We start from the raw sequence: 15,426 nt of genomic DNA, 5'->3' as shown, positions 1-15,426 counted from the left end.
GCTATCTCGACCACTCACTGGCAATTTCCGGTCGGCTCTGTCGAAGGTAGTACCGGTGGGTAACTGCCAAGACGGCGAGGACGACCACGACGAAGACGCTCCAGACGAACGACGGCAAGAGCGTGAACGGGGCCAATTCGAGTGCGACCCCACCGAGGACGATCGCAACCAGCACCGTCACGCCCAGAAAGTAGTCACTCCAGGGCAGTTCGCGACCGCGAACAGAACCCAGGTAGTGTTCGACGTCCTCGAGTGTCGATGTCGGCTCGACCATCCCCCTGTCCCTGTCGTACTCGAGTACGCCCACCTTGTCCATCTTCGGCAGATGCGACTGCTGCAACGCGGTGTAGACCCGCTTTCGATCCTTGCTCGAGACCTCCTCGAGTTCGTTGCCGTCTTCCCAGGCGGCGATCTCCTGAGAGAGTATACCGATATCGAGTGGTTTCCCCTCGCGTATGAGCGCCAGGAGGATGTGTCGTCGGCGTTGGTTAGCTAAGAGTTGAAAGAGTTCGTCTTCTGAGAGCCCTGAGTGCTCCGTTGTCCCCACTGGCTTGTGTCCCCCCAAGGACACCTCGTCTGCAGCCCCCATTAGTGCCGAATATACTACAGCTGCCTGATAAATCTATTGGTCAGATGACCAGCCATCGGCCCGCTCGCGCCACCGTCGTTGCTGAGCCCGCTCGGTGACGTGTGGGTGGCCGTCGGCGAGTTCCTCGCGGACGGCTGCCTCGAAGGCCGTGACGTCCTCCAAAAACCCCTGGGAGAACTCGTCGACCAGCTCGTACGTCCAGCGGTCGTCGATCGCCCCGGCCGGAAGATGGTCGTCTCGAAGTTCGTTCGCCCACTCCTCGTGGCTCGCCTCTCTGAGGAGCGATTCGGCCTCGTCCATCTTCCCCATCGCGCCGCCGATCTCGTGATGGAACTCGAGGAGTGCGCCGTACCCCCGGTAGACGTGTTCGATCGCCAGCTGGAATTCGTGGAGGGCATCCTGTTCGGCGTCGTTCAGCGTGGGTGGGAGGGCATCGCAGTCACGGTCGGAGTCAGTCGTCTCGTCGTCTCGATCGTCGGAAGAACCCATACGGGGACGTCCATACAGACGCTGAAAAAGGGTGACCCAACGGAAGATCCATAATGGACTCCCCTCAAAAAGGAGCTAATGCTACCTCGTGGACGCCTGCTGTCTGCTGCTGGTTCGAGACGCGTCATCGGCCTCCTCGGTAGCCTATTCGTCGTCTTTGCCGTCGGCCGCGCAGTTCTCGCGAGTGGGCAAGGCGAACCAGCTGTGAATATTCTCATCATTACTTTGATGATAGGTGTGCCGGGATTCCTCCTCGTATATGGTGCGTATTGGCTCGCAAGCACCGATATCGATCCCGACTTCTATCCGCACATCGCTCGCTGGTGTCTCGCCGGATTCGGCGTAATGACCTGCATCCTCGTGGTTTACCACCTCCAGCCCGGAGAAAGTGTTTCCACGAGGGCGCCACCGATCTTGACTGCACTCGCCAGCGTTGCGGGCTTCGCGGTGGGCATCAACGACGGGCAAGCGAGAACGCGAACATACGAAGTCGAAACTCGCAACCAGCAGCTCGAGCAGTACGAAACGGTCGTCGAAACGGCTCACGATGGTATCTACGTCCTCGACGAGGAGCGACGGTTCGAACTCGTCAACGAGTCGTTTGTCGGTCTGACCACGTTTTCCCGCTCGGAGTTATTGGGTCAACACGCCTCGACGGTGTTCGGCGATGAGTTCGTATCAACTGAGGCCGAACAATGGAAGCGTGCGACGCCGGATGAACTTCCGTTGTTCGAGGAGACGATAGCGGCTGGCCCGAACGAGACCCGAACGGTCGAGAACCGGTTCGTCCTTCTGGACGAAAGCGGTGGTGAGAAGCGGATCGGAGTGCTCCGGGATGTCACCGAGCGAAAAGCGTACCAGCGCAAACTAGAAGAGAGCGAGCAGCGCTACCGGACGCTTGTCGAGAGCTTCCCAAGCGGGGCGATCACTATGTTCACCGAAGACCTTCGGTATACGTTTGCAGACGGGCAAATCCTCGAGGAGATCGATCTACCTGTCGATGACCTCGAGGGGACGACGATCCACGACCTCTACCCCGATGATCTCGTGGCCGACCTCGAGCCGGCGTTCCGAGCCGTCTTCGAGGGGGAGTCGACCGAGACGGATGTCTCGTTTCTCGATCGCATCTGGAACGTACACATCGTTCCCGTCAGGGACGACGACGGCGACGTGTTCGCAGGGATGCTCGTCGCAGTCGACATCACCAAGCGAAACGAGTACAAACGGAAACTCGAGGAATCAAACGAACGTCTGGAACAGTTCGCCTACGCCGCCTCACACGACCTGCAGGAGCCGCTTCGGATGGTCTCGAGTTACCTCCAGCTGATCGAACGGCGCTACGGGAACCGACTCGACGAGGACGGCGAGGAGTTCCTCGAGTACGCCGTCGACGGTGCCGATCGAATGCGATCGATGATCGAGAGTCTGCTCCAGTACTCCCGGGTGGAAACCAAGGGTGAAGAGTTTTCACCGGTCGATCTGGAGGGCGTTCTCGAGGACGTTCGAACGGCTCTGCACGTTCGAATCGACGAACACGAGGCTACCATGACGAGCTCCTCGCTGCCAACCGTCGAGGGGGACGAGCACCAACTGCATCAGGTCTTTCAGAACCTGGTGTCGAACGCGCTCGAGTATAGCGGTGATAGCTCACCTCGGGTTCACGTTTCGGCCGAGCGAAACGGGGAGACGTGGATCGTCTCAGTTCGCGATGAGGGAATCGGTATCGAGGCCGAGGATCAAGACCGGATTTTCAACATTTTCGAGCGAGCTGGGTCGGCCAATGACGTTTCGGGAACGGGGATCGGCCTGGCCCTCTGTGAACGAATCGTCGAGCGCCACGGCGGCGAGATCTGGGTCGAGTCCGAACCCGGATCCGGGTCGACGTTCTCGTTCACGCTGCCTCAAGCGCCCGATTACGTGTAATCGACCCGGGTCTGAGTGACAATCGAACCCTTCGCTGATCCCATACTCTACAGAAAGCACAGCGAGAGTGCCTCGGGGCTTGACCCCGAGGGTGAATCGCGTAAGGTGGACCAATCATGAACAGGAAACGGAACAGTTATGCCAACAGAGTTGCTAACACAGAGTGTAATGGCTATGACCGAACGGCACTTGCGGGTGGACCTCACCGACGAGGACATCCAGCGTGCCAAAGAGTACGCCGACGAACACGGGCTACGGATGCCTCGTGCCTACGGCGACCTTATTCGATCCGGGTTGGAATAAATGGATCTCACGCTTCGCTTCCGTGCGTATCTCGACGACGATACCGCGAGCGAAGTGTGGCGGCACATCAACATCCACCGACAGATCCGCAATCACGCCGTCCGCGACTACTACCGCGCCTCCCGGAACGACCGTCCGAGCGCCTACGACCAACACCGCAAGCTCACCGAGTGGAAACGGCGGTGGTCGATATTCGCGGACGTATCAGCCCATGCCGCCCAACAGACGGTGAGCCAGATCCAGAAAGATTTGAAGGTGCTCGAAGAGCACCGGAAGAACGGTCGGAAGACCGGACGGCTCAAATGGCAAGGTTCGGGCGAAGTGCGGTCGGTAGCGTACCAGTCAGAAGGCTTCAACGTCAATCATACGGCGGGCCACGACTTCGGTACACTTACTCTCTCGAAAATCGGCGAGATACCGATTCGAGCACACCGTGACATTCCAGACACCGAGAACGTCAAGCGGGCGATTCTCAAGAAGGAACGAACCGGCGACTGGTTCGCCTGTCTTGTGGTCGAAGTCGAAACACCGGAGAAACCGAACCCGGACGAGATCGACTCCACCGACTGTATTGGCGTGGACCTCGGGATTCAGTCGTACATCCATACGTCCGACGACCTCTCTGTCAAGTGCTTGGACCTCGCCGAAGAATACGACCACTACGCCAAAGAGCAACGGTCGCTCGACCGCAAGCAACGCGGATCGGCGAACTGGGAGGAACAACGCCGGAAGGTCGCCAAAGCGAAGCGTCGAATCCGGTGGAAGATACTCGACTTTCAGCACAAGCTCTCGACGTGGCTCGTTCGGGAATACGACGTGGTGGCGGTCGAAGACCTCGAGGTGAAGCCGATGCTCGAAACCTCACAGTCGGCGAAAAACAAACAGGACGCGGCATGGTCGCGCTTTCTCGACCTGCTCGAATACAAGGGCGACTTGCACGGAACGCATGTCGTCCGGGTCGATGCTCGCGGCACGACGAAAAAGTGCAACGAGTGTGGCGTCGAAACGAGCAAGCCGCTGTGGGTTCGCGAACATTCGTGTCCGTCGTGTGGTCACACCGAGAACCGCGACTTGAACGCGGCAAAGAACATCCTCAACAGAGGACTCAATTCTCTTCATGTAGGGTCGGGACGGTCCGAATCAACGCCTGTGCAGACTGTGCTCCCTGCGTTCACTCGTCATTCGGGGCGAGTGGATGCAAAGCACGTCGTGGAAGCAGGAAGCCCCGCGGCTTGACCGCGGGGCGCGTTCACATGTTGCACGCCACTTTTGACGACTTCTCGATGGTTTGGTCAGAGCCTGCTGCAAACAGGGCGCGAATGTGGCACGGAGTGACTTCCAAATTCAGACAGTTCGAGTCGGCACAGACAATAGACATACTGCTCAGTACAGACGGGAACCCCACTCCGGCAACCGAAACTATCGGCGTGGTGTTTACTGTGGAAAGCCACTTCTGAGTGCGGCTTGTACAGTAGAGCGATGGTTTCTGATGAACTCGACAACGTTGATAAGGGCATTCTGTATCTCCTCCAGCAGAACGCCCGAACAAGCACCACAGCCGACATTAGTGAGAGTATCGGCGTTTCCTCCAGCACGGTCGGCAACCGCATCAACAAGCTCGAAGAGCGCGGCGTCATTACGGGGTATTACCCAACCATCAACTACGAGAAGACCGGGTTGAATCATCATTTCCTCCTTGATGCGACGGTTCCACTCGAAGTGCAAGGGGAGATCGTGGACGAGGTTATGCACGTTTCTGGTGTCGTGACTGTCCACGAGATGTTGACGAACGATAGAAATGTGTTAATCGAACTGGTCGGTCGCAATCGGGAGGAAGTGAAACAGGCACTGATCGAACTGAACTCCATCGGTGTTGACATAGGGCGCACAACGCTGATGAAGCAAACCCGCACCCAGCCGTATAACCACTTTGGAAAGAAGTACACGAGCGAGGATGATACTGGATAATTCCCAGCTATACTTAAGCCGCGCTGGTAATTATCCGTTCGCCAACATATTTAAGAAGAGGTGGAGACTATCAAGGGTTAATGAGTCAAGTACAGACTGAAACAGCACGGATCAGTACTAGTCAGTCGGTAGTTGAAGCAGTGGCCGAAGCGGAAGGAGTTGACCCGTTGGAACTTTCTCCCCCGTTGTACGACGTAATCGACCCTGATGCCTTGGATCAAGTCTTTGCCCCCACGTCAATGGAGAGTCGAATGGAAGGAGAAGTGACCTTCTCATACAATGGATACGAAGTCACAGTATGCGGTGACGGCTACGTAACCGTCGAAGAACGAAACGAATAGAGTGGGAAGGAACTCCCTCTCGTCTGACGTACTAGTTTTTGGTCAACGGCATGAGTCGCTTCCCTGAACTGTCGCACTGGTCACTATACCGCTATGCAGCATATCCTCTGAGTCGCTCACAAGTTTTCTGACAGCACTGGGGAAGTTTGGTCAGGGCCTGCTGCATACAGGGCGCGAATGTTGCAATCGGTTCTTGTCAAACTGGTCAGAACACTTATGAATGGTGATGAGTATAGCCCTTAGCTGTTGCACCATTGAATCGGATAAATGGTTTGGAATCTGTAATACTGTGGTAACAAGACAATAACTATAGAATATATTCGTGTATTGGTACCACCCCACACAATCAGTAGAAGGGAAATTACTACCCCCTGATAGGTGGCTTGTCTTCTACAAACGTGGGGGGGGGGAGTACCCATGACACGAACATACAGGCAAAACGTAAAGCGAAGAAACGTATTGAAAGCGGCAGCAGGCGGCATGTTCCTTGGCGGAGGGGTGTCGTTTGCAGGGATCGCTAAAGCCAAAAGTGGATTGCAACGGTATATCGTTCTCTCGAATCGCGGCATTGCGAGGCAAATCGAGAATGCAGACTTCGAAGTCACCCACTCGCTCGCAGGCGATACAGTATTAATCGTGGTCGGACCCGAAGACGAGCAAAATGTGCTCGAAGATGTCGACGGCGTTCAGGACGTCGCTTTAGACTTCACCATGGAGCTTCAGGAGACTGTCACGAGCGGTATTGAACTTGATTTCGAATCATCAGTAAGCGGTAGTTGGGGCGAGACATTACCGATGTTATGGGACTTTCAGTGGGAGAAGCCACACATCGGTATCCCGGAGGCCCACGATATCGCAACCGGGTCGGGTACGAAGATTGCTATCATCGATACCGGCATTCAACCGGGACATCCCGATCTCGGGACTCTAAACGAACGCGAGAGTGTGGCCTTCATTGACGGGGATCGAATCGATGTTGGAGAGCCGGTCGATGTGTTTTTTAGTCATGGAACGATGGTTGCCGGGATCGCTGCTGCGCAAGGGAATGGTATCCTCGGTACTGCCCCGGATGCGGAACTCGTATCGATTCGGGTGTTCACGCCGGAAGGGACGACCACATTCGTGGATGTCCTGCTCGCAACCGCGTATGCAGCAGAGATTGGAGCCGATGTCGCAAACCTCAGTCTCGGGACGATACCGCTCCCGCCCCAGGTGAATGCAGGGGGTCTCAGGGCGGCCGATGAGCGTGTCGCCAACCATGCCGTCAGAGACGGTACGGTCGTTGTATATGCCGCGGGGAACTCCGCTACAAACCTACAGCGAGGTGGACTGGTTGTTTTTGGAGCCAGTATGGCAGGTACCATAGCTGCGAGTGCGACGGGAGCCGATGGCTCACTCACGTTTTATTCGAATTATGGGACGAACGTGATCGATGTCGCTGCTCCCGGCGGTGGGATGGCAGACCCAGTCAAGAGTTATTGTGGATACGCCGAATATATCGAGCAGTTCGAACCAGTTGACCCTGACTTCCCGGATGGCCCTTTCGTGGAGTTCATCGAGCCGGACGAGCGGGAATTTCCTGAAGCGGGGATAGAGACAGAAGTGTGCTTCGCCTTTCCCGACGCGGTGTTCCCGATCCCGGTAGTAAACGAGGATTTTATCTCGGAATGTTTCCCGTGTACCACAGGTGAATACCCATTTCCCCTCAACGGAATTATTTCAACGATGTACATTCCCGAGTTGGATTTACATACGTATGAATGGGAAGGGGGTACATCATTCGCGGCACCGCATATCGCCGGGCTCGTCGCCCTCGTTCGTGAGCTTGAACCGGATATGCAACCGCGACGCGTGGTAAACGAAATTAAGCAGGGTGCCGATAGAGCCGCTGGCAGAAGCGATCCCGAACTTGGCGCCGGTCAGATCAATGCCTTGACCACTTTAGAACGAGTCAAGGGATAACCAGAACGCTCCGACCTATTCCAGCTTTTCAGATTGAGAATCGGCCTTTCCCGACTCATCGACGAAGTACCAAACTGGCAGGTCGATATGATACATATGCGCGTTTTATTCATCAATTATAATATATCAATTTATTTATGGTTCCAGTCGAGTTTGCAACATCCATTCTCTGTATCCAGCAGACCTCGATTGACAGCGGTGTGGGAGTTTGGACAGAGTTTGCTGAATAGAAGGCGCGAATCTCGCACGACTCAGAGTGCGATCAGATCAACGCGGGGGGGCCGAACGCTCAGTACAGGCAATTAACACACCGTCTTCTACAGAAAGTTTACGTCAAATACCTGTATCGTACCGAGTGTGAATCACTCGATGGTAACTCGGCGAAAACTCCTTGCTGCTCTTGGAATTTCGGTGACTGCTGGCTGTATGGAACGTTTGTCCGGCACTTCTCAGTCGGGTATTCGTCTCGGTAGCCTTCGAATTGCCAATACAACAGAGGTGGCACACACGGTCGATATTTTGATCGAGAGGGGCAGCAAGTCCGTGTATCACGAGACCAGTGAAATTGCTGGGAACGATGGGGTGTGGATCGAGCCTACGTGGTCATCCGAGCCAGCGGACTACGACCTCTACTACGTGATTAGTGGATTCAACGAGTTACAAATGGCGAAGCTAAACGAACTTCACGAGGACGAGATGGAGGGCGATTGTCTATTTGCCGATCTATGGATCACTGAGGAGGTTGCCGACAGCTTCGTCACAGCGAAGGACACTGCAGAAGAAGAGATAGCTACGTGTAACTTCTGAGCAACGACCAGTACGCAGGCGTATGTAGCGGTTGGTTTCGTCCTGACTGTGTGAAATAAACAATGCCACCGTGCTGCACTCACCCTCTGAATGTTGCAAGCCGCTTCTGACAGCAGTTCGGCAACTCGTTGAATCTCTGCAAGATATAGGGCGCGAATGTGGCACGAACTGAAGACCGAGTAGCAATATCTGTGATTACCCCACCATAGGAAACGTACTGGCCGATGGATTAGTGTCCCCGACATCGTTTTCCCTTACGACTTTTAATAAGGTGTATGTTCACACGACTCATCGTTGTCGGGTTCGTGACGGTAGCACTGATGGCCGGAGTAGGAGTCGTTATGGCGGGTTCATCCGACAAAGCAAAAGCTTGCCCCGAGGATGGGAATCCAAGCGAAGGGTTGGAGAAATCGACTATCGCCTCGGAATGGAAATCACTGAATGCCGCGAAAGGGGTCAATCAAGCTTACGGTAGCGTGGGATGCGAGGCCTCGCTTCCAGACTAGCACTCATTGAACTCGCCCTTCTATTCGTATCCTATATAGCGATTGACCTAACTTTGGTAAATGGAAATGAGTGAGATACTGTGATAAATATATGCTCTGTATCTTGCACGACTCTCTTGACAGCGGTTCGGTAGTTCGTCCAACGTCTGCTGAACTCACAGCGCGAATGTGGCACGACATCTGAAAGGTTAGCATAGGTGTTGTGACGAGGGAAACCGATCAGGAAACTAGCGAGATAGTATAAGAGAAAGTTACAGTTCGAAACTCGTGTAAAATCTGTTCTGGACTATCAGGTCACACCATGACATTGACTAGTAACTTCATGACCAACAAGTATCCGACAAACAAGAGTCCACCCATGACAACCAAGAATCCGATAAACAAGAGTATCCATATAGCAAACCCATATCCCAAAATATCACCAGAGTGCATCACGGTATTTTCTACAGCATCTACAGTTGCGCTATTCACGACAACGTTCTCTACAGCATGTACAGTACTCATTGTCATCGCAAATGGCCGGTTAGATCACATATGTGTTCAGTAATACCTACCCCTGTGAGGATGGTTCGTCGCTTCATATCTATTTTCGTGAGGGACACCAGCAAGTACTTTCTGGTGAGCTAACAATAACATACTCTAAATTGGCACAGTGATGGCCCTCTCGGTTCTAGAGATTTAAGTGGAAAGATGCAATTCCGTAGTGCTGAACTCACCCTCTGGATTCAGCACGCAGTTTCTGACAAAATATGAATAGAACGTTCAGTCTCTGCTGCATACAGAGCGCGAATGCAACACTGTATTATCGAGAGAAGTGCCAATAGCTTTTAGACACCACCCAGAGTGGTTAGATGTGTGACAACAATCGGAGAATCGAATACTTCAGATATACGGTTCAGAAAGCGTCTTGTGAGGGTGTGCGTCTCAATAGTCATACTGACTGGTGTGACTGTTATTCTCGGGTACGGTGGCTGGATTCTGTTGACGTTCCCCGCCAAAGTCGGTGGCTATGATCCGAAGACAGCTGATGGGGAGCTGCTACGTGATCGGTTACTGACGTGGCCCGACCGCAACAGAGAAGTCATGCGCTCGAACGGCAGAACGAGTCTCCCGTTGAAACCGTAGTGCATTTGCGACGGTCGTCGTCTGTATCTCGCAAGCCGTTTGTGACACTTGGAGTATGTGCTGAGCGAGGTATGCAAGATACAGGGCGCGAATGTTGCACAGGTTCAAAGTCAATTTGCTAGGGGAAGTGATTGGGCACTATTGACCACAAATTGACCAGAAAGTACTTACCTATGTCAAATAGGATGGAAATTATGAATTTCTTTGAGAAATCTAACTTTACAATATTTGTAGTTATTCTCATGATGTTATTTATCGTATTTCCAGTGCCATTCATGGCGACTCATGATAGTATTCACGGGGCAACGTATGCGGTTGCTCATGAATCGACCGAAGCGTTTGACGAGGTCAAGAAGTCGCCACACATTCAACTATGGAATCCAACCCCTGTGAACAATTTATCTCCTGCATCTCAAGAAGTCTTTAAAGGGGCTAAAGAGCAGCCTCAGGACACAGGTTCTGAATACCGCCCTGCTGGGTGGCAATACCATAGTCACAAAGGCGTTCACGTCTGCCGACCTTACCTGCTTGTCTGCGACGGAGTGTCAGAGGTACCTGAGTTTCCAGTTGATGGGGGAGCCCAGAATGCGGTTGTTGGAGTGCTTGAATATGAAGACGAATTATATCTCGTAAAGGTGGATGGTGGCACTCCTACTGTCGCGGGTATAATTGATTTTTTCCTCAAAGCAATCGCATTTGGCCCATATACGTTGTTTTTGGGATTGACAGTGGTTCTGGGATTCCAACAAAAGCATAAGTTCGCTTTTGCATGGGTAGGTTTTGCGTTGGTCACAGCAGCATTTTCCTTCCCATATTTTCAGATGTTCATAGGCGAATTCCAGTCTCCCCTGCCATTTTATGTATTCGCGGGGGTGCCATGGGTAGTAATGATTGGTGGGCTTTTCCTCGGTATAGAGTCGGTTCAACGGACTGCTGAAGATCTACAAACGAATGAGACCACAAAGTCCGTCGAGATGGAGCGTGAAGATCGCTAAATTACGCAGTTATTCTTTGCTGAGTCCATCCTCTGAATGTTGCAAGCCGCTTCTGACAGCAGTTCGGTAACTCGTTGAATCTCTGCAAGATATAGGGCGCGTGTCGATCACTCGAACTTTCCGGCCTCCGGTGTTACGTACAGAGGGAGCGGGTAACGACCTCGGATGCGGTTTCGGTGAACCCACTGTTTGGGTCGAGATGCGCCGGGTACCCGTTCTTGAGCCGAGAGATCAGGCATCCGGAAACAGTAGCGTCACGAGAACGGTAGTCGTTCAGCTACAGACCTTTAGAGTTTGAAGCCGATGGTATGGACAATGGCTACTGAGGCGACGTTCACGGTTCCGTCAGACGAGTTCCCCTTGGGGACAGTGTTCAACCAACTGCCGAATGTGACGGTCACGCTGGAGCGTCTTATCCCCGCACAGGACGTGGTGATTCCCTACTTCTGGGTGCGTGGTACCGAAGTTGACGATATTGAGAGCGAGTTCACCGAGCATCCGGGCGTGAAGGGGATGCGGCTCGTTGACTCTGTCGAGGACGAGTACCTGTTACGCCTCAAGTGGGCAATGGACTACGACGACGTATTAACTGTCCTGGCAGAGACGGAGGTGCCACTGATCGAGGCTACCGGGACAAATCAACAGTGGACGTTCGAGATCCGCGGTGACAATCGAAGTGACCTCGCCGCCTTTCAGGAACGCTGTCGAGAACTGGACATCCCGGTCAAGTTAACAAAGTTGTGCGCACTGACGCCGGTTGAGACGGAGACCGAAGCTGCTCTCACTGACACCCAACAAGAGGCGCTGGTGCTTGCCTACGAGCGTGGATACTTCGAGTCACCCCGCGAGGTCACGTTGGAAGTCCTCGGCGACGAACTCGGCATCTCACAGCAGGCCGTCGGCTCCCGCCTCCGAGGGGGGCTCAAGAACGTCCTCGGAAGCACGCTCTCAGCCCTGCCGATCCAATCCAGATCGGATACTTAAATACAATTTGTACCTGAAAGAGTCACCGTGATTTCCGTCAGTCGTCTGCATTAGGATGATAACTGTGGATTCTATCGCCTTCGACTCGGTACTCGACCTATGCCAACACCAGCACCGTCGGATCGTCCTAGGGACGCTCGCTGCAGAACAGCGATCATTAACACTCAACGATCTCACGCAGGTCATCATCAAGTTCAATCATCAGACGCCAATCACAGAGATGTCTGAGGACGTACTAACAGAGATTCGCCTCTCGTTATCTCATGTCCACATCCCGAAGTTGGTCTCGGAAGGACTCACAAACTATGATTCAGAACGCCAACTCGTGGAGCCGACCGAACAATTAGAGCAGGTGCAGCCGACCCTGTCTACGATCCTTGCTGCCGATCCCACACTCGAAGCGCCGATGAAACTGTAGTATCAGACGTACCACTACCACCCAAACGATGAACTCAAACAGTGTCTTCAACTTCTACTCCGACCACAACGCCGAACTAAACTGCTACTATGACTGAAACCCACGACGACGAGATCGTTCACTGGGGATTGGATGCCGACAGAGAGGAACCGGCTGTTGCGATAGCAAAAGTGGTTGCTGACCTCACGGGAACGTCATTATCCGAATTGTCACCGGCCTACGACTACATTGACGGGATACTATCGGGGTTGTATTCGAATCCACCGGAACCAGAGGCACAGATAACGGTCGAATTCACGTACTGCGGCTACCGCATCACCGTCGAGCAGAGCGGTGCCGCTGAGTTCGTCCACGTCACGTAGCCGCTGTCGGCGGAATCCCGGATACCGGTAGTGTATGCACGCTCGATTGGACGAGGCCATCGGTCAATTCGCACGTGTAGCGAGCGGTGGTTCACCTGTTTCGGCGTGAAACAAACGATACTGTCGTGCTGTATCCATCCTCTGTATGCAGCAGCCCCGGATTGGCAGTGTTACGACAGTATGTTGAGCTGGTGCTGCATACACAATGTGAAAGTTCCAAGAATTCTGGATCGAGTTGCGAAGATAGGATTACTCAGTACAGGGTTCACAGGTAGGTGCAAATCCATACTGGTCGCGAATGCGCTGTCGAAACAGACGAGTTTCCTATTTCCCTCTCGAGCGAAGTCGAAGAACCGACAGTAGACCGCGGGAATCGATGTCGAAAACGGCTGCCGACAGATTCCTCTCGAGCCCAGTATATAAAGAGCCCATTATACAGAGGACATTGACTCATCCACGTTCGTCCCTTCTGTTCAAGTATAAGAGGTCAACCGAACATGTCCACGACTACACAAAACAGACTCGAAAGCCGATATGCAGGAATTACACTCGAAGGATACCCACACGCTCTCTCGGCGTGGTTCATCGTCGCCCTGCGGTTCGTGATGGGCGGCATGATACTGTTCGCAGGACTGGGGAAGCTCGCGTTCGTCAGCGGTGAACCGTTCGACGCCAGCGGCTTCCTCGTCCACGGCGTCGACCCGGCCAGCCCCGTCAGCGGCCTCTACGCCGCGATGGCCAGCAACGTCGCGCTCATGGAGATCATCAACGTCGTCGTGCCGATCACCCAGGTACTGATCGGCGTCGCGCTGATAACCGGTGCGTTCGTCCGTCTGGCCGCCCTCGGCGGCGCGATGCAGATGGCAATGTTCTACCTCGGCGGCTGGGAAGGCCAGTGGCTCGCGGCGTTCGACTCGACGCTGATCTACGCATTGGTCTTCCTCGCGCTCGGCGCGTTTGCCGCCGGTCGAATCGCGGGACTCGACCGCTACATCGAACAGATCGACGTCGGCGGTGAACCGCTCGTCGAGCGATTCCCCACGCTCCGATACCTCCTCGGATAACACGAGACGCCGTTCCCTTTTCTGGTCACGATTTGTGAATTACCTCACTGATTTGATCGGGTTCTTTAGGCGCCACAGCGCGTCATTGGACACCTGATCGACAAATGTGTCGGCTATCAGTGTGCACATCGTGGCAGTCGTTACTATACCAACACCGGAAATTCCGTCGAGCCTACCGCTCGAGCGGCGTCTACAGGCGGTTCAAGGCGAGTGCCTCGGGGCTTGACCCCGAGGGTGAAGCCGACAACGCCTAACCTATCAACGCTAATCCATACCTTTACAACACCCGAGTCCGTCGATTAGGGTATGGAGAAGTCGCTTACGAAGACACTCGTCTTCCAACTTCAATCCGATAACGGGCGACTTCTTTCCGAAGCGTACCACGAAGCGCGTTGGGTGTACAACCAGACCATCCAATTAGCGAAAAACGGGATGGACTGGGACGACATCTCACCACGTCTTGAAGACGAGGCAGACCTCGTGAAGAACACCACGCAACGCATTGTCGCTAAAGCACTTGATGCACTTCAGCAGTCCTACAACCGCGACGACTACAACACACCCAGTCACGAGAAAACTGGGCCATACCCGTTGCGAATGAACTTCACCGAGGGGTACAATCTCACACGCAAAGACAACGGGATACACTACCGAATCAGTGCCAAGCCGTACAATCCGGTGAAAGGTACACTTCGTGGCGCACCAGACACCCTCGAACTCCTCGAACACGCCCTCGAACGTGACGAGTGGCGTATCGGAACCGCCGAAGCGATGGCACGCAACGGAAATCACGAACTACACGTCAACGTTACTCATCTCGAAGCCACGGTTCAAGACAAACACGACGCTCAGACCATTGTAGGCGTAGACATCAACGAAGATTGCGTGGCTCTTTCAGCCCTTCGTGAAGATGACATTGTTGATTCGGTTGTCATCGACTACCCCGAAATCAAGCAAGAACGTCATCGATACTTCACGATGCGCAAGCGGATGCAAAACGCTGGCCAGACAGCGTTCGACCGCGTGTTCGAGGACAAAGAGGAACGATACGTTCACGACCAACTCCACCAAGTCTCCCGGCGAATTGTGGTGTGGGTTCAGCAATTCGTGTCGCCGCTCGTTGTGTTTGAAGACCTCAAGCATATGCGAGATTCGATTGATTACGGCACTCGGATGAATCGTCGGTTGCACTCCCTGCCGTTTCACAAACTCCGCTCGTTCGTCACGTACAAAGCGGCGTTCGAGGGGATTCCGAACGATGACATCGACCCGGCGTACACCAGCCAGACGTGTTCTTTTACTGAGTGTGAGCATACGACTCGGTCGAATCGCCGGAAGAAGCGGTTCAAGTGCAACGCGTGTGGTCGGCAAGACCACGCTGACCGAAACGCGGCAGTGAATATTGCGAAGAAAGGATTGGAGAAGTTGAATCGAAATGTGCCTGCTCTCAACACGCTTCCGGTTGTTCGGAAACTGCGACGGCAGGCATCGGGCTGTGTGAACCAGCCGACCGTGACCCACGCAACCGTTCGAGGCCACCAAGCCGATGGTCGCGTGGGAGTGTCCGATTAAACCACGGGAAGCCTCGGG

Annotated in this window: 15 protein-coding genes; 13 read left to right on the top strand and 2 right to left on the bottom strand. The window is 54.1% G+C overall.

The genetic code is table 11. The features are described from left to right. Position 1: 1 nt before the first annotated feature. On the bottom strand, positions 2–589 hold the full coding sequence (locus NGM68_RS00235) for a DUF7344 domain-containing protein (protein ID WP_425493587.1): 588 nt from the start codon (positions 587–589) through the stop codon (positions 2–4). 33 nt (positions 590–622) lie between these two features. Further along, the gene (locus NGM68_RS00230; protein ID WP_252699663.1) at positions 623–1,078 is read right to left on the bottom strand and encodes a hypothetical protein; all 456 of its coding nucleotides are present in this window, start codon (positions 1,076–1,078) and stop codon (positions 623–625) included. A 78-nt stretch (positions 1,079–1,156) separates the two neighbouring features. On the opposite strand from NGM68_RS00230, the gene NGM68_RS00225 reads away from it, so the two are divergent. The 13 genes from NGM68_RS00225 (at position 1,157) to NGM68_RS00170 (ending at position 15,408) form a co-directional block, all read left to right on the top strand. Continuing rightward, a complete protein-coding gene (locus NGM68_RS00225) occupies positions 1,157–3,001 on the top strand; it encodes an ATP-binding protein (RefSeq protein WP_311136046.1) in 1,845 nt (614 codons plus the stop codon). Positions 3,002–3,169: 168 nt separating this feature from the next. Continuing rightward, positions 3,170–3,304 (top strand): hypothetical protein, encoded by a 135-nt coding sequence (locus tag NGM68_RS18140; RefSeq protein WP_256469914.1) that lies wholly within the window; start codon positions 3,170–3,172, stop codon positions 3,302–3,304. Then, positions 3,305–4,540, top strand: coding sequence for an RNA-guided endonuclease InsQ/TnpB family protein (locus NGM68_RS00220; RefSeq protein WP_252699661.1), 1,236 nt, complete (start codon positions 3,305–3,307; stop codon positions 4,538–4,540). A 243-nt stretch (positions 4,541–4,783) separates the two neighbouring features. Beyond that, complete coding sequence (locus NGM68_RS00215; RefSeq protein ID WP_252699660.1) at positions 4,784–5,272, top strand: Lrp/AsnC family transcriptional regulator; 489 nt, start codon at positions 4,784–4,786, stop codon at positions 5,270–5,272. A gap of 80 nt (positions 5,273–5,352) precedes the next feature. Beyond that, complete coding sequence (ddfA, locus tag NGM68_RS00210; RefSeq protein ID WP_252699659.1) at positions 5,353–5,613, top strand: DdfA family disk-determining factor; 261 nt, start codon at positions 5,353–5,355, stop codon at positions 5,611–5,613. 417 nt (positions 5,614–6,030) lie between these two features. After that, positions 6,031–7,575: a S8 family peptidase gene (locus NGM68_RS00205; RefSeq protein WP_252699658.1), complete on the top strand. Its 1,545-nt coding sequence runs from the start codon at positions 6,031–6,033 to the stop codon at positions 7,573–7,575. Between the two features lie 357 nt (positions 7,576–7,932). Beyond that, positions 7,933–8,382: a hypothetical protein gene (locus tag NGM68_RS00200; protein WP_252699657.1), complete on the top strand. Its 450-nt coding sequence runs from the start codon at positions 7,933–7,935 to the stop codon at positions 8,380–8,382. A gap of 1,825 nt (positions 8,383–10,207) precedes the next feature. Further along, positions 10,208–11,008 (top strand): hypothetical protein, encoded by an 801-nt coding sequence (locus NGM68_RS00195; protein ID WP_252699656.1) that lies wholly within the window; start codon positions 10,208–10,210, stop codon positions 11,006–11,008. Between the two features lie 315 nt (positions 11,009–11,323). Further along, positions 11,324–11,992, top strand: coding sequence for a helix-turn-helix domain-containing protein (locus tag NGM68_RS00190; protein ID WP_252699654.1), 669 nt, complete (start codon positions 11,324–11,326; stop codon positions 11,990–11,992). Positions 11,993–12,047: 55 nt separating this feature from the next. After that, on the top strand, positions 12,048–12,410 hold the full coding sequence (locus NGM68_RS18275) for a DUF7344 domain-containing protein (RefSeq protein ID WP_425493586.1): 363 nt from the start codon (positions 12,048–12,050) through the stop codon (positions 12,408–12,410). 89 nt (positions 12,411–12,499) lie between these two features. Beyond that, positions 12,500–12,772, top strand: coding sequence for a HalOD1 output domain-containing protein (locus NGM68_RS00180; protein ID WP_252699653.1), 273 nt, complete (start codon positions 12,500–12,502; stop codon positions 12,770–12,772). Positions 12,773–13,269: 497 nt separating this feature from the next. Next, positions 13,270–13,836, top strand: coding sequence for a DoxX family protein (locus NGM68_RS00175; RefSeq protein ID WP_252699652.1), 567 nt, complete (start codon positions 13,270–13,272; stop codon positions 13,834–13,836). A gap of 306 nt (positions 13,837–14,142) precedes the next feature. Next, positions 14,143–15,408, top strand: coding sequence for an RNA-guided endonuclease InsQ/TnpB family protein (locus NGM68_RS00170; RefSeq protein WP_252699651.1), 1,266 nt, complete (start codon positions 14,143–14,145; stop codon positions 15,406–15,408). The last annotated feature ends 18 nt before the right edge of the window (positions 15,409–15,426 follow it).

Origin of the sequence: Natronosalvus vescus, assembly GCF_023973145.1 — an archaeon.
Taxonomy (GTDB): domain Archaea; phylum Halobacteriota; class Halobacteria; order Halobacteriales; family Natrialbaceae; genus Natronosalvus; species Natronosalvus vescus.
Note: the sequence above shows the minus strand (reverse complement) of the source record. Positions and strands in the feature narration are given on the sequence as shown.

Coding starts and splice junctions, on each gene's coding strand:
- NGM68_RS00195 (WP_252699656.1), top strand. CDS start 10,208: ATGAATTTCTTTGAGAAATCTAACTTTACAATATTTGTAGTTATTCTC.
- NGM68_RS00225 (WP_311136046.1), top strand. CDS start 1,157: ATGCTACCTCGTGGACGCCTGCTGTCTGCTGCTGGTTCGAGACGCGTC.
- NGM68_RS00190 (WP_252699654.1), top strand. CDS start 11,324: ATGGCTACTGAGGCGACGTTCACGGTTCCGTCAGACGAGTTCCCCTTG.
- NGM68_RS00175 (WP_252699652.1), top strand. CDS start 13,270: ATGTCCACGACTACACAAAACAGACTCGAAAGCCGATATGCAGGAATT.
- NGM68_RS00215 (WP_252699660.1), top strand. CDS start 4,784: ATGGTTTCTGATGAACTCGACAACGTTGATAAGGGCATTCTGTATCTC.
- NGM68_RS00170 (WP_252699651.1), top strand. CDS start 14,143: ATGGAGAAGTCGCTTACGAAGACACTCGTCTTCCAACTTCAATCCGAT.
- NGM68_RS00180 (WP_252699653.1), top strand. CDS start 12,500: ATGACTGAAACCCACGACGACGAGATCGTTCACTGGGGATTGGATGCC.
- NGM68_RS00205 (WP_252699658.1), top strand. CDS start 6,031: ATGACACGAACATACAGGCAAAACGTAAAGCGAAGAAACGTATTGAAA.
- ddfA (WP_252699659.1), top strand. CDS start 5,353: ATGAGTCAAGTACAGACTGAAACAGCACGGATCAGTACTAGTCAGTCG.
- NGM68_RS00220 (WP_252699661.1), top strand. CDS start 3,305: ATGGATCTCACGCTTCGCTTCCGTGCGTATCTCGACGACGATACCGCG.
- NGM68_RS00235 (WP_425493587.1), bottom strand. CDS start 589: ATGGGGGCTGCAGACGAGGTGTCCTTGGGGGGACACAAGCCAGTGGGG.
- NGM68_RS18275 (WP_425493586.1), top strand. CDS start 12,048: ATGATAACTGTGGATTCTATCGCCTTCGACTCGGTACTCGACCTATGC.
- NGM68_RS18140 (WP_256469914.1), top strand. CDS start 3,170: ATGGCTATGACCGAACGGCACTTGCGGGTGGACCTCACCGACGAGGAC.
- NGM68_RS00230 (WP_252699663.1), bottom strand. CDS start 1,078: ATGGGTTCTTCCGACGATCGAGACGACGAGACGACTGACTCCGACCGT.